11 protein-coding genes and 1 pseudogene are annotated in these 15,915 nt (G+C 28.9%); all 12 read left to right on the top strand.

The features are described 5' to 3' along the window. Positions 1 to 417 precede the first annotated feature (417 nt). Positions 418 to 615: a DUF975 family protein gene (locus LJE08_RS10255; RefSeq protein ID WP_227403132.1), complete on the top strand. Its 198-nt coding sequence runs from the start codon at positions 418 to 420 to the stop codon at positions 613 to 615. Positions 616 to 825: 210 nt separating this feature from the next. Continuing rightward, a pseudogene (locus tag LJE08_RS10250) lies at positions 826 to 2,451 on the top strand (ABC transporter ATP-binding protein). Positions 2,452 to 2,850: 399 nt separating this feature from the next. Next, positions 2,851 to 3,726: an ABC transporter ATP-binding protein gene (locus tag LJE08_RS10245; RefSeq protein ID WP_227403131.1), complete on the top strand. Its 876-nt coding sequence runs from the start codon at positions 2,851 to 2,853 to the stop codon at positions 3,724 to 3,726. Then, on the top strand, positions 3,723 to 4,796 hold the full coding sequence (locus LJE08_RS10240; protein ID WP_227403130.1) for a hypothetical protein: 1,074 nt from the start codon (positions 3,723 to 3,725) through the stop codon (positions 4,794 to 4,796). Before LJE08_RS10245 ends, LJE08_RS10240 begins: the two co-directional genes overlap by 4 nt. Continuing rightward, positions 4,797 to 6,083 (top strand): hypothetical protein, encoded by a 1,287-nt coding sequence (locus tag LJE08_RS10235; RefSeq protein WP_227403129.1) that lies wholly within the window; start codon positions 4,797 to 4,799, stop codon positions 6,081 to 6,083. Between the two features lie 227 nt (positions 6,084 to 6,310). Further along, entirely contained in the window at positions 6,311 to 6,838 is a 528-nt protein-coding gene (locus LJE08_RS10230; protein ID WP_227403128.1) for a hypothetical protein, read from the top strand. A gap of 59 nt (positions 6,839 to 6,897) precedes the next feature. Beyond that, positions 6,898 to 7,935: a S41 family peptidase gene (locus LJE08_RS10225; RefSeq protein ID WP_227403127.1), complete on the top strand. Its 1,038-nt coding sequence runs from the start codon at positions 6,898 to 6,900 to the stop codon at positions 7,933 to 7,935. A gap of 1,324 nt (positions 7,936 to 9,259) precedes the next feature. After that, positions 9,260 to 10,006, top strand: coding sequence for a LytTR family DNA-binding domain-containing protein (locus LJE08_RS10220; protein ID WP_227403126.1), 747 nt, complete (start codon positions 9,260 to 9,262; stop codon positions 10,004 to 10,006). A gap of 449 nt (positions 10,007 to 10,455) precedes the next feature. Next, positions 10,456 to 11,103 carry a hypothetical protein gene (locus LJE08_RS10215; protein WP_186999153.1) on the top strand — a complete coding sequence of 216 codons (648 nt, stop codon included), beginning with the start codon at positions 10,456 to 10,458 and terminating at the stop codon, positions 11,101 to 11,103. A 113-nt stretch (positions 11,104 to 11,216) separates the two neighbouring features. Continuing rightward, positions 11,217 to 11,912 (top strand): ABC transporter ATP-binding protein, encoded by a 696-nt coding sequence (locus LJE08_RS10210; protein ID WP_227403125.1) that lies wholly within the window; start codon positions 11,217 to 11,219, stop codon positions 11,910 to 11,912. Between the two features lie 28 nt (positions 11,913 to 11,940). After that, positions 11,941 to 12,987, top strand: coding sequence for a hypothetical protein (locus LJE08_RS10205; RefSeq protein ID WP_227403124.1), 1,047 nt, complete (start codon positions 11,941 to 11,943; stop codon positions 12,985 to 12,987). A gap of 10 nt (positions 12,988 to 12,997) precedes the next feature. Continuing rightward, positions 12,998 to 14,284, top strand: a complete 1,287-nt coding sequence (locus LJE08_RS10200; protein ID WP_227403123.1) for a hypothetical protein — start codon at positions 12,998 to 13,000, stop codon at positions 14,282 to 14,284. Positions 14,285 to 15,915 lie beyond the last annotated feature (1,631 nt).

Genomic DNA, 15,915 nt, shown 5'->3' with positions numbered 1-15,915 from the left:
AGCTTTTTATGAATTGATTTTTATGACTGAAGAGGGAATGAAAACTTTTGAAGTTAGTGTGTTTGAATATAATGTTGTAGACGTTGGTATGGAAGGTACTTTAGTTTTTCAGGGATATCAATTGTTATCTTTCGGTGATTGGATAAAGGAATTTAGTGTATAGTATAACTTTACATTATTTTATGATTGACGTTTAACATTTAATTGATTTTTTAATGTGTGATATGTTATATAGCTAAAATATATAAGACTGGATGAAATTGCACTACAAATCAAAGCCCAAAAGGTAAACGTAAAACCAAGACAGTAAATCAAGACATTGTGAAAGAAATAGGATTCATGTCTTACCCGGGAGGTCTTATGGACAGGGAATTCTAGTAAACTTTAAAATCAGTGATAGTACCCTTGTAGTGAAAAATGATGACTGGACAAAAGATGAATCTATTTGTCTTAGATTTATCTTTTCTAGGATGGTATTTTCTAGGTTTTCTTTGCTTTGGAATTGGAGCATTGTTTGTGAAGCCATATGATGTAGCTGCGTTTACAGAGGTTTATTTGATTCTAAAAGAATCTGTAAAGAAGGATGAGTGTGAAACGGATATTCAAAGTGATTAGAAATGAAAAACCTCTATTGCTTAATATAACAATATAAATCTATGATGGATAATAAAAGAGTATCACTTGTTTATGGTGATACTTTTTTGATTGTCTGATATGCATTTGTATGGTAGTGAAAATAATGAAAAACGATTGAAAATGAAGTAAAAAGGTTTACAATATTAGACATATAGAAAGATTCACTGAGAGTATAAAAGGGGTTCAATTATGATTAGATATATAAAAAAGAATAAAATATTATTTTGCTTTACGCTGATTATCAATTTATTAACATGTTTAACACCCCTATTTTTAGCCTATATTATTGAAAATGTTTCTGGCATTTTTTTAAATCAAGATGAATCTAAAATAACTGTGAGCTTATGGCTGATCGTAGCTTTTATGATTTATCAAGCTTTGTTTTCATATTTGAATTCAAGGTATAAAGCAAAATATAGACAGAAATTAAGGGCAGACTTATCCAAAGATATTTATCGTAGTATATTTAATCAAAATCATAATGAATTTTATGAGAACTCAATCGGATCATATTTATCTTTATTTACAAATGATGTAAAAATGGTCGATGATAATTATTTCTTTCCTTTTTTGTCAATGATTACTCAATGCGTTGTGTTTTTGTGTATTTGTTTTTATTTAATACACGTAAACTGGACTGTCTTTTTTATGATGGATTTGATAGCTATATTTACGATAGCTATTCCACGTTTATTTGCGAAGATATTAAAGAAATCATCTAATCAATTATCTGAACAAAGCCAAGAATATAATTCAAAATTGAGAGAGTTATTTCAATGTTTCGATATCATTCAAGATTATCGTGTTCTACCACATTATATTCGTAAAGGTGAAGAGAATATTGATAATTATGAGAATAAATGTTTCCACTTTAATTTCTTTACTCAGTTAAATACAACATATGCCAATTCCGTAGCGACAATTGGACAAATGTTTTTTCTTTTAGCATTAGCAATATTGAGTTCAAATGGATATTTTAGTGCCACGTACTTTATGTCTGTGGTGACACTTTCAAATAATTTTATTGATTGTTTGTATACTATGGCTTCATATTATGGAAATTTTGTGGCCATCAAAGGCATTAATGAAAGATTGATTAGAATGATTGATAAGAAAGAAAACGAGAAAACACTTCTTATTTCAGAAAAACAAAATAAAGTTTGTTTTGAACATGTGAGTTTCGGATTTCCAAACAAAGAATCTATATTCAAGGATTTTTCTTTCCAATTTGATAAAGGAAAAAAATATGCGATTGTTGGAGACAGTGGATCAGGAAAGTCGACTTTATTAAAATTGATTTTGGGTTATTATTCAATTCAAAAAGGAAGAATCATTTCATTTGACAAAGAACCGGTAATCATTCGGCAAGAAGAACATTTATTTTCAGGAACTATTCGATAAAATTTGTGCTTAGGAGAAAATTTTTCTGAAGAAGATTTGAAAAGTGCAATGGAATTTGCGAATATTTCAGATTTAGATTTGAATCGATTTGTTTCTGAAGATGCAGGCAATTTATCCGGAGGACAAATCCAAAGAATATCTATAGCAAGAGCAAAACTACATTGTCACAATTTATTGTTGTGTGATGAGATTACATCAAGCCTTGACAGTATTAATACTGAAAAAATTGAAAGTAATATTATAGAATTGACTGATAAAACCATAATTTATGTAACGCATAAGATTCATAAGAAAATGCTACAGGGATTTGATGATATATTGGTTTTATCACATGGTAAACTTGTAGAACATGGATCATTTGAAGATTTGCTTTGCAAGAAGAATTATTTTTACCATTTATTTATGAATCAGTAATGGATTGAATTATTACTGAATATTCCATGGTGACAGAGACACCCAATCCACGAAGGGAGCTATTTCAACTTATGAAATGACTCTCTTTTTTATTATTCGATTTTTGAATGATCTTCTTGAAAAAAATTTACCTTTTGAAATTGTATAAGATGATTTTTTAATATGGTCAAGAATGGTGTCGGTGAGCGGTCTGAGTTTATTTTGGACATGTTAAATCATAAAAAAGTTATTGAACAAATAAACTACAGGTGATATATAATATGTAAAGAGTTACAGTAAATAAAGGAACGCTTACAATACTGTGTAAAATAGTTACAGTTAATCTATAAATATACATAGTTACTGGTTACTTGATCGTGTATGATGTGCTGTTACTAAAAAGAAAGTTGGATGAGAAAGATGAAAAATGTAGTTGAGGTGAAAAATGTAATTAAGAGTTTCAAAGATAAAATTGTATTAAATCATGTTTCTTTTAATATGAAACCTGGTGAAATAGTTGGCTTTGTTGGACAAAATGGTGCAGGGAAAAGCACATTAATGAAATGTATGTGTAATTTGATAAATATGGATGAAGGAACTATTTCTATATGCGGAGAAGATGTAGTTAAACAAAGGGAAAAAGCATTATCATATGTATCATGCATGATTGAAGGTCCTGGATTATTTGAAAATATGACAGGTAAAGAAAATCTGGAATTAATGGCCACTTTAAATCGTGCTTCAAAAGAAAAACTACATGAAATGATGGAGTTTACTCAGATTGGTTCTCAACTGAAAACTAAGGCAGTATCCCAATATTCCATGGGCATGAAACAAAGAACAGGTTTAGCTGTGGCTTTAATGAAAGAACCTAAAGTATTGTTACTAGATGAACCAATGAATGGACTGGATGCTACAGGGATTCAAGGCTTACGCGAAGAATTGATACGTTTGGCCAAGGAAAAGAATGTAGCTTTACTAATTTCAAGTCATCAGTTAGGTGAAATTGAAAAGATGGCAGATCGAATCATAGGTATCCATTTTGGGAAAATCAAAGAGATTTCCATGGAAGAAAAAGAAAATGTATATGTATTAGAAACGGATAGAAAAATACCAGATCAATCAGACTTGCAAATCATAGAACAAACAGGAAACACCTATAAATTAGAAGTAAATTCTGTTATGGAAGTACTTTCAAATTTAGAAAAGCAAGGGGTTCAAGTGAAGAATATTACTCAAATACACAAAACATTAGAAGATGTATACAATGAGTTTATTCAAGAGGCATCATTATGATGTACGAACTTAAAAAGTTTATCTTTAATAAACGAAATGCCGGTGTATTTGGATTTCTTGTATTCTTTCTTATTTGTTTTATTGGTTATAACGTATACATGGATAAGCATTATAATGAATCTCAAATCAAAATCTACCAAAAGGCCTATCGAGTTTCTGAAAACAGAATGGATGAAGCAGGAAGTGAAGAAGAGTCTGAATTTTGGGAAAAGGTTTATCGCAATGCGAGTGGTCTGATCCGCTTTTACTACAACAGTGAAAATAAGACAGATGAATTTATTGAATCAAAATTGAGCTGGAATCATTTGATGTTGCAGGCAAATAATGAGGGGTATATCATCAATGATTTTGAGAAAAGAGATGTTCAAACTTTGCAGAATGAAACAAAGCAGTTGAAATATCTAAAGAAGAATCATATTGAAATGTTGAATAGTCCATATGAACCTAATACTTTTAATATATTCAACGAATTGTTTAATCAAAAATTGTATTTAGTAGTCATGCTGATTCTATGCATATTATTATGCGATATATTCGGTTTGGAAATGGAAAGTGGATTTTATAAAAACTTATATGTTTCAAGAATTTCAAAGCAAAAAATATTGTTGAATAAGATAAAGTTTTCATTGTTTGCAGCAACTTTTTTGATAATAGTGATGCTTTTGATTATCGTTCTTTCTGGATTGATTTTTGGGATTGGAAATTGTGATTATCCGTACTTTTACTTTAATCAGATGTATACAGTGAAAGAAATTGTTGCAAAAAGTATTATTCTATTAGTTGTAGAAAGTATATTTGTGGTCGGTATATCTGCATTGTTATTTACATTCAGTTTAAATAATGGATTTATTGTAGCTGTAAATCTAATTCTATATGCACTTTTCTTTGTCTTAGGAAATGTAACAGGCTATTCTAGATTCTTTGTGTATATTCCATTTTTACATATTGATTTTGTGAACCTAATTATTTATAAGCAGGTTGTCTTGGCTGCTATTATAAGCTTGATGTATTTTCTGTCTTGTAGTTTGATTTCATTACAATGTTTCAAAAAAAGAGAGTTGGTGAGATAAATGTGGACTTATGTGCTTTTCAATATCAAATCTAATTTAAAAAGAAAAGAAAATCTAATTCTAGTGGTACTATTCATCATTTGTGAGATTGCTTTGTTGTTTATTTTGAATACAAAATCATTTACAGAAAGTCCATATCAAACATCACTAGGCATTAGTATAGCAAGTGTTTCACAAAAGAATGATCCCAAACTTTACCAAGAATTTATGGATGAAGTAAATTTGATACGTCAGACTATTGATAAGGGTGAGCAGGATGGAAAAGAAAAAAATTGGAAGTCATATTGTGAATATAAAGTAAAGGTGAGCGTGTTGGAAGCACAGTGGTATATGGTGACTTCAAACATGCCTAATGATTCCTATTTTGAACATGCAGATGTTCTAGAAGAATTAAGGAAGGAATATGGATTACCTGATTTGTCGCAATACGAGAAATTAATTGTACAAAAATCAAATAATGATATTAATTTATATTTTTGTTCAATGCAGCAGGCTCGTTACTTTGACTACTTGCTAAAACATGATCTTACTCCAATAACATATTCATATGTGGATGCATCCAGTGTTTCACTACAGATAGCTCGATATATATTGCCTGTAGTTTTACCTTTGCTGGTTGGACTTCTATTGTTTCAACAAAGAGAAAGACGAGCAAAGACAGAAAAAACAATTCTAACTATTTCTGGAGTAAAGAAAAAATATGTGAGATGGAATTTGATTTCTGACGTGCTTTTTGTTCTATTGGTTGTTTTCTTGCCTATTTTAGTTTATATGATAGTTCTTGTACCTTTTAAAGGTGTATCGAATCTGATCTATCCGGTTTTATATTATAAGCCAGGATTTACTGGTTTTCATTATTGGGATACACAAGGATTGGATCATATTGAGCTTGTGGCAAGTGGACTAACGAATATGAGTGTCAATCAGTTTACAACGCCAGGAATGGAGTTGATGCCATTGTGGCAATGTACACTATTTGTAACATTTGGACTTGTGCTGTCTACAACGTTTTATGTCCTACTCATAACTGTATTATCTAAACTTATGAAAAACAAATACTTATCTTTGCTTGTATTTTTAGTTGTCTTGGGTCTTTGTTCTTTTGCATCGCCATTAGGAAACATGCAGAAGATCAATACATTCAATCCAATGTCATACAGAGATTTTGGAATGAACCTATTAGGTACTAGTTATTTTGGATATTTTGCAGGAATTGTAATTGTTGGACTATATAGTGTGATTTTGTATTTAGTTTCGAAGTGGTGTGCTAAGAAAGTACGCGTTTAATATATCATGATGAAACAATTGAATTATAAAAGTTAGAATAGCTGAGACGAAAAAGATTTGCTTTGTTTTTATCGTAACTTGCGGTTAAATAATATATATTCTATGTGATGTACATAGAAAAAGCGTGTTTAAGGGTACAAAAAAATAAAAAAATAAATTTTGATACCCTTAAATGGCATTTATGTTATTATTAGCTTAAATAAAATGTGTTGAAAGGTTAAATGATTATGAATAATCAGTTTTATGGTGAACTAATCCTATTCTTAATTACTTGTCTTGTTGCACTTCCACTTCAATTTATTCCTAAACTAAAAGAGAACAAGAAAGTAAAAATAATTTTTGGCCTCGTGGTTTTTGCTGTGTTTGGTATTTATGCTACGTATACAAGTATCAAAGATAATCCTAAAGTGGATGCCAAATTAGGTGAAAATTATATAGAGTTTAAAAAGAATGAAGTTATTTCGCTTAATAATATAGAAGATGTTCAGTTTTATGATAACGTAAAGTTTGAGATTGTACCTAATGGCTATCGATGCAGTAATGATGATTATTATTCTGGAGATGCCAATGTAAATATAAAAAAAGGTGAAAAAACTTTAAAATACATATATAAGGGTAAAGTGTATATCAATGCGAATAATAAAAGTTATATTGTTCTTAATGAAAAAGGTGCATCCAAGTCTTATGTGTTTAATTTGGGTACGAAAAAGAAGACAAAACAAATGTATTATGAATTACTTGAGCATGTGCATTGAAATCTATAAAAGGCAGAATGAATATGAGAAAATGGCGAAATAAATTTATTATATGTTTGATGATTGTATTTGTATTTTTGAGTGGGATTTTTTATATAAATAGGAAATCAATAGGATATGTTTTAGATTATTTATATTTTATACGTGTGGTTGAAACAAATTCTTTTAGGTTAAATACTATTCCGAATTTAGATACAAAACAAATATATTTAAATAAGATAATGAATTGTAAAAATGATCGTGAATTTTTAAATGACTTAATTGAATTTTATTTCAATTATGAGACAAAAGGCCATTTCAATATTGTAGATGTGGATTCATATCATAGAATACATCAAGTGTATAAGAATTTAATTCAAGACAAAAGAATCAGTAAGAATAATTGGAATTATAAGAAACTAATGGATAAAGAGGTGTTTGATTCGTATTCCAAACTAGGAAAAGACACTTCTTATTTGCATGAAGAAAATGATAGAGGTGCTGATTGCTATGAAGACGGAGAATTCTTTGTGATTGAGTTTCATTCTTTTGATATAAGTATGTTAAATTCATTGGCTCAAATAAACGAAGAGCTTCAAGATTTTCATGGGGATAAAATAATAATTGATATTTCAGATAATGAAGGTGGATCTGATATTGTATGGAAAAAGTTAGTGTCTTATTTAAGTGGAGCAGATTATAGATATAAATCTAAAATAACAGGTCATGGAAAGGCATCGAAAAAATATGTGGAATCGTATGGCATAGATGTTCAAGGAAGTGAATCTAAGTTTTCATATATAGATTGCATAGATATTCAATCAGAGAAATTGTTTGATTTTAAAAAAGTTTATTTGATTATGGGTGATAAAACTTTTTCTGCAGCCGATTCATTTGCCAGATTTTCCCAGTGCACTGGATTTGCGACAGTAATAGGTAAAGAGAGCGCAGGATTTGGAACGGGTTTAGATCCTATGTTATTAAAATTGCCGTATACGAATGTGTTAGTTATGTTAGATTCAGTTGGTAAATATCCTGAAACAACAAAACCAAAATATGAATTAAATAATATTTGTATTAAAGATGTTGAGCAATATATAGTTACAAATAATATATAAAAAAAGCGCCTGGCAAATGCTAGGCGCAATCTTTGACAAATGGTGGTCTTAGCCGGATTAGTCTCTGTTGCAGCAAGTGTAGTTGCCTACTATATTTGCAAATGGCTTGACGGAGATGACTGAGTAGTAAAGCATTGTAAAGTGGCCTGGTCAGCCGCTTTTTTTAATATAAAAGGAACTTGACGGTCAATTCAAGTTCCATTTACGTGGCAGTTATTTCTTAGCTTTTGCCTGGTTGAATTATAGCATGCTTTTTAGCGAATGCAATGCTATTGATTAGGCGAAATGTTACTAGGTCAAAATGTTAATATTCACCAAAAGCATATAAAGGTGCAATAATTCAAGAAAATGCATAAAATCCTATGGTTTTTATCAACTTTTTGAAATTTTTGATAAAATTTTGCAATAAAGTTAGTATGGATTATTTCGCGTTTTATTGTATCAACTGATGCTCAGTTGACTTATAGAATTGTTATTTTTTGCTATTTGATTTTATGATAAAATGGACATACTATTCTGCAACTCCTCTCTCGGTAACGGGAAGGAGGTGAATCTCGTGGAGGAGATATTGTTATCCGTTATTGTCTCTGTCATAGCAGGTGTGGTAACCCATATTATATGCAAATGGCTCGATGGGGATAAGTAGAATAGTGAGCCTTTAGCGGTAGAATTAGTCCTTCTACTGCTTTTTTCGCTGAAAAAAGGATGGTTTAGTCCGAACCATCCTTTTACTCGTGTAGGCTTGTTATCCGTTTGCCTACTTGAATTATAGCATACTTTTTAGGTAATTCAATGCTCATGATTAGGTGAAATATTATTGGTTCCATGTATATTCGATTCGTGCTTTCAATATAGTTGTTTTTCCATGTCATATTCTTTAATTGAAACTCTAAAATTTTAGATTGTTTCGGTGATCACGATATTGATTTATAGTTTGAAAAAGTACTGTTGAAAATATACAAACTTAGTGTATTTGATAGAATTATTTACTTACTAAGTTATTTTACACGCGAAAATAACATATGATACGTTTGGATGAAAACAATTACATATATGCTACCATGAAAAAAGAGTGCTATTTATAACGATAAAATAAAACTTATATCATTTTTATTAATAATTACAACAGTTATCACGTAAAAAAATAGATCATTCGATTAACAATAGTGTTGAAGTTAATGATGTCTATGCACCATTTCCAATTATTACAGTTAAACTGGCAACGATGCAAAATGGTTTTAACATAGGAAAGAATGTAGTTGAATATGTTATTTGTTAAGAATGTGTGGTAAAGTAATCTAAAACAGAAAGATAAGGATATTTAATGATTAATACTTTAATTTGTGATGATGAAATAAATGATGCCAACATTGTTAAAGCATGTATAGAGAATTTATTGGATTCAAAAAACATTGCTTACAATATAGAAATATGTTTGAATGCGACAGAGCTAATAGAGAAAAGTAAAAATGTTAATTTTCTCTTTTTGGATATGGAAATTAATGGAATTAGTGGAATAGATATGGGATTGAAGCTTAGAACGTTAAAAAATCAATGTCACATTATTATTACTTCGAATTATCAAAAATATTTATTGGATGGATATTCCATAAAGCCAGATCGGTATATACTAAAGCCTTATACGCAGGATCAATTTAATATGATTATGGAACCTGTATTCAATGAATATTTAAATGAAAATAGATATATTATGGAACCTGTATTCAATGAATATTTAAATGAAAATAGATATATTATGGATGAGAAGATTCCTGGAACAAAGATTTATATTAATGATATCTATTATTTGGAATATAGTAGAAAATACACCTATTTATATCTACATAATAGAACAATTAAAACTCCTTATTCGTTAAGCTATTGGAGAAGTACACTATGTAACGAGGCATTTGAACAGTGCTATAAGTCTATATTAGTGAATTTGAAAAGAATAAATTATTTAGATAAGCAGGATGTCATCTTACAAAATAATGTTAAACTCCCTGTTTCCAGATTCTACAAAAAAACTTTTGAAGAAGCTTGGATCAATGAAATGAGTAAATCTATATGACATATTTTTTTCACACATGTTTATTGGTGATCTTATATACGATTCTTTCCATACAAGATAAAATCAAGCCAAACATAAAATCAATCGGCAAATTTATAATATTCACAATCATCATAGTGCTCTTTAATTATTCTATTTCAAATAGTCATTTATTATGGATGTTTGCCTTAATAAATATTGTTTTTTACGGATTGTTTATTCAGTTTATTTTTCATAAAAACTTAACTGATTCACTTTATCTGTCCATTTCATATTGGATTTGCATTGAAATGGTGGATTTGATATTTCAATTTTGTAGAATTGATTATTTGAATTTGACAAGCAACTACTTGTTTATGTTTGTCCTAATTATAATTATGTATGTTCCCTATCTATATTTAGAGAAAGTTGAAAAAAAGATATGGATCTTTATATTGCCCATAACACTATGTTTTTTTATGATATATATTTTGGAGAATGAAGATCTTTTTGAACGTATTTCAATGATTATATTAATTGGTTTGTTTATTTCAAACTTATTGTATTTATATTTTTTCTCATTTACCATCAAAAATATAAATCTTCAAAATGAAAAAAACGAATTACAACGAAAATTGAAAATTGCTCAAAATAATTACAATAATACATTTGATTTTTTACACGCACTAATACATGATAGTCATTCTATAGATATGTATTTCAAGAACAAAGAATATGAAAAAGCAGAAAATGATTTTTATGTAATGAAGCAGGAAATAATTGAAAAGTTCAATGCCATTTACACCGGAAATACAGCTTTGAGCACCGCAATATGCAACATTGATCTTGGAAATGCAACCGTTCAACATTTCGTTCAATGTAATACAAAAGAGTTTAATGATTCGGATCTGACTATATTTTTCATAAACACATTGAATAATCTGATAGAGGATAATGAGCCTATCATATATGTATCCATAATAAACATAGGTTTAAATAAAGCAATTTCAATTAAAACAAGCCTAGTACATGATTTCTCGGTTGTTGAAAGAGAGAACCATAGATTTATAAAAAAATACAATTTAAAAGTAGACAAAGAAGAAAAAAAGATTACTTTCTTGCATCTTAATCCCAAATAACAACCACATGATACCGTGTGGTTGTTTTACTTTCTTTTCTAGGTTAAAGTGAAAACAAAAATAAGAAGGAAGAGGTAAAGTTTGAATATGCTTTGTTTCAAACATGTATTATTATGAAAGCACTTAGTATTAAACACTTAAATAAGAATAAGATCTTGAACGATATAAATCTAGACATAGAAGCAGGAGAAATAGTGGCTTTGGTAGGTCCAAATGGTTCTGGAAAATCAACATTAATGAAGTGTATAATGGGATTTTCAAATATAGATAGTGGCGAAATCTGGATTTTTGATTCTCTTAATAATAAGAAAGCATTAAAAGGTGTAGCTTGCAGCATTGAATATCCACCATTATATCCTGATTTAAATGGATTGGATCATTTTAAATTGATTTCTCAATTAAATAATATTAATGAGCAGCAGATGAATAACTATATAGAGTTTTCTGGCTTAAAAGAAAGGCTCAAGAAAAAAACAAAGTATTATTCTGTAGGAATGAAGCAGATGCTGATTTTATCTTTGGTTATAATGCAAAATCCAAGGCTGTTAATTCTAGATGAACCATTTAACGGGTTAGACTTACAAACTAAGAAAAGAGTCGTAGATGAACTAGAAAACTTGAACAAACAAGGGACAACAATATTATGGTCATCACATGAAATAAACCAGTTAAGAGAGATGAGTGATAGATATGTCTTTATTAATTGTGGAAAAATCGTTGGGCATATGCAGAATGAAAAAAAGTATAAAGCGGTGAATCGAGAGGATCCTTTGGAACGATACTACTTTGAGGTATGTAAAAATGTTTAATTTTCTAAAATTTGAAATTAGAGGTTTCATGTCAAAAAAAGTACTCTGTTATATTGCACTATGTGCTTTTTTGATGTTTTGTGGCTGTGTCAAAACAAACAAAGAATATTTGGAGTTAAAGAATAGAAGAATAGAAAATTTACAGATAATGAAAGTTGATGAACAGAATCATATCAACATATTGAAATACGATTTGAGTCAACAATATGATAAGGAAAAAGAAAAAGAATTGCAGTATTGGTATCTTCAAATTGATTATACGGATGCATTGGAAAATGCCTATGTAAAGAATGATGATCTAGAAATACTGAAAAAAAGAATTCAAAGAAACAAACATGTTTTATATGGGTTGAACAAAAATTATTTGAGTCCATTTACAGATTCTTTTGTACCTAATAAAAAAAGCTTAAAATCTGATATTGCGATGGATGAATTTAATTTGAAAAACAACCAATTGGATGTGGTTGATCAACAAAAACCGACATTTTGTTTTTACTTAAAAAATATACAATGTAAATCAATCTTTACTGCTGTTATTTTCCTGTTGATTATTATTATTAACGCAGACATATGGAGTAAGGAATTTTCAAGTACAAAACCATATCAATATATATTTTCATATCCATTAAGCCGAAAATGTATTTTACTAATACGAAATATGTTTTATTGCATAATCTCTTTGTTGTTGGTTGTATCTTTTACTGTTGTTCTTTGTTTTGTTGGATATATTCAATATGGTTATGGAGGACACTTATTTATCCTAACAAATGGTTCATTACTAAAAATCATGCACATCCTATTAAAAAGCTTTCTTATTTTTATGTTGAGTCTACTAATGTATGTTCAATTTATACAGCTAGTATCTCTGGTTTTAAAAGATGAGATCATTACCTGGTTTGCCGTGATTATGATATCACTGGTTTCTTGCTTTGTGATAACAGGTTGGAATCCTTTCTCATATATTCTTTCTTTTAATATTGATTTTTATTATGAAAAGACATTTATTTTATTTTTCATAAATCTACTTATACCTTTTATAAGTTGTGTCTTTATAGAAAATATGGATTTTGAATAGGAGATTCAATATGATTAAATATCAAGTAATCGCAATCTTAAAAATGAGGATCACTAACATATTCTTACTGTTATTGATTATGTTAAATCTGATATCTTTTATCAGTTTAAATAATCAGAAGACAGATTTTGAGAATGATGTAAATAACAAAGTTCAAGAAACGATTGCGTTAAAACAGAAATTTAAAAGTCTTAGAATTGTATACCAATATGAATCTGATGAAAGTTGGAATAATTTCTTTTCTTATTTGGATTGGAAAATAAATCGCTTAGAAAACTTAGCTGGCCAAGATTCTATCGACGCATATTATAAATGTTTATTAGAAATATCCAGTGTCGACATCGATTGTTATGCAAACGATAGAGTTGGGGATCTTCATTTTAAAAGTATTAAGCCCAAAGAATTTGATCAAGAAAGGTATGAGTTTAACAGGAATGCATTAAATACTGTTTTTGCCAAAGCAAATACATCGAGTTTTATACATCAACTCTATGTTAATGAAGTTTCTCATATGAAATTAATGTATCAAAGAGTATACGAAAATTCTTTTCTAGATAAATCCTCGTTATTAGGTTATTTGCTGAATAATCTGAAAGCAGATTCTATTCTATCTTTTTTGTTGCCGGTTTTGATTGTTATATTCACTTTAACTGTTTTAAACGTATATCAAGACAATAATTTACATCAACTACTCACAATCCAATCTAGAAGAAGATATTTGTTTAATATAGTCATATCTGTATGTATTTGTTTAGGGATTATTTATTGCCTTTCATTTTTTGTGATTGGTATGACTCTTCTGCAAAATCATCAATTTACTAAGATAGATACAAAAATATTGGTTGATCAGGTCAATATTTTCAAGTTTAACAGTTATGTTCATGGTGTGGAAAAAATGTATTATATGGGAAACGAATACTTTGCTTCTGCTGATACGCTGTTTACTATACCTGAATGCTTAAGTTTAATGCCAATATGGAAAGTCCTATCTCTTTTAGGAATTATGAATATGACTAAAACGCTATTCTATATTTTAACTACAACATTAATATTCTTATGCACACGAAAAAAGAAGAATTTTAAAACTGTGTGTATAGCATCTTTTATTATTACTTATTGCATTTCGCAATTTGGATTGTTGTTTCCATGTATAAACCCATTGGCAATTGTTTCTTCATTTAGCCTTATTTGCGGAGGATATGAAATAACATGGTTGTATGGAATGATAGAGCTAACCCTTTATACACTGTTGCTGTATTTGTTTATACGCAAAAGAATAAGAAAGGTTGATTTTTAAAATGATTAATATTATTAAATATTATTTTTCCAGTACAAAAGATATTAAACCTCTCGTAATATTTTATTGCTGTATTTCTGTTATAGTCTCTATTATCTCAGCATTGTTTCCTCTGTTTGAAGGCTATTTAATTGATTATATTACTCAGATATAGATGAATAAGCAAAGTTCTGAAGATAAAACGAGGGTAAGAAAAACAATGGATTTAGGGGGAAATAAAAATAATCGAAATCGATGAAAAAAAGCGGATAATTTACTATCCGTTTTTAGTATGCTTTGAAAATTTTTTGTAGTTTTTTTGTAACTTTTATCTAAAAGAGAGAATGAATTCGCTATTATTGATGATATTGAACATAACCATAATGCAAGAATATGCTTTAAATAAGGCGTAAAAAAAGCACCTGTGAAATGCTAGGTGCAATCTTTGACAAATGGAGGTCTCAGTCGGAATCGAAAAGCTATTTTGTTGATAACGGATTTTATTGTTATTTCTGCTTTGTATAAAGGTGCAATAATTCAAGAAAATGCATAAAATCCTATACTTTTTATCTGTTTTTGAAAATTTTTTGAAGAAATTTTGCGATAAAATAATGATGAACAATATTATATTTTATGATAAAATGGACATACTATTTTGCAACTCCTCTCTCGGTAACGGGAAGGAGGTGAGAACGTGTCAGAGTTTTTCTTCAACTTTTTAGTCTCTGTCGGAGCAAGTATGGTTGCCTACTATATTTGCAAATAGCTTGATAGAGATGACTAGACAACAAAGCATATAAGAGCAGGATGACAACCTGCTTTTTTTTGTAAAAAAAGAAGAACTGAGTGACGAGTTCAGTTCTTCTCACGTGGCAGATTCATCTTCAACTTTTGCCTATTTAGATTATATCATGAACTTTTTAAAAGTAAACGTCCGAGACTTAGCAAAAGCTAAGTACGAGGACACGTACTTATTGACTACTAATAAATTATATCATGTATTTTAGAGCACTAATAGACTGTGCTTTTAAATTTATACTTGTTAAAATCATTGTATAAAGAATACTTAGAGAATGAAAAAGGAGCTTTGATACCAATGCAACATTTTGTCATACACTTTATTATACACTCTTGGATTTGTGTGAGTCTGTTATCGACAACATTATCTAGAGTAAAAAAAAGCTCCAATGTTTTAATTTTTATTTCTTCAATATATATTCTTTTATATTTATTAGGATATGGAAAGAAACTTTTTACATTAACAAATAACATTATATATATATTAATTTATTTATTTATAATTGGATATTACATATATGTAATATTTAAAATTTTAGATACAAAGAAAAAGGACTAGTTACATAGTCCTCGGTAGCACAGTACAAAATAAAAAGAGAGGATTGCAGTCCTCTCTCTTTATTTTAGTGTTGCCACCAAATTTGCCTACTTGAATTATATCATGAACTTTTCAAAATTAAATGTCCGAGACTTAGCAAAAACAATTTAAATAAATTAATTAAAATTCTAGATTTTCATTATTTGAATTATAATTTTGAAAATTTTTATTCATTGCTTTAGAAAAAAAGGGGAACTAACTCAATGTCATTAAGTTAAGAAATGACGGTTTTGAGGGGAACACAAAAAATGTGCTC

Source organism: Holdemanella sp. DFI.5.55, from assembly GCF_020593575.1.
GTDB classification, from domain to species: domain Bacteria; phylum Bacillota_I; class Bacilli_A; order Erysipelotrichales; family Erysipelotrichaceae; genus Holdemanella; species Holdemanella hominis.
Note: the sequence above shows the minus strand (reverse complement) of the source record. Positions and strands in the feature narration are given on the sequence as shown.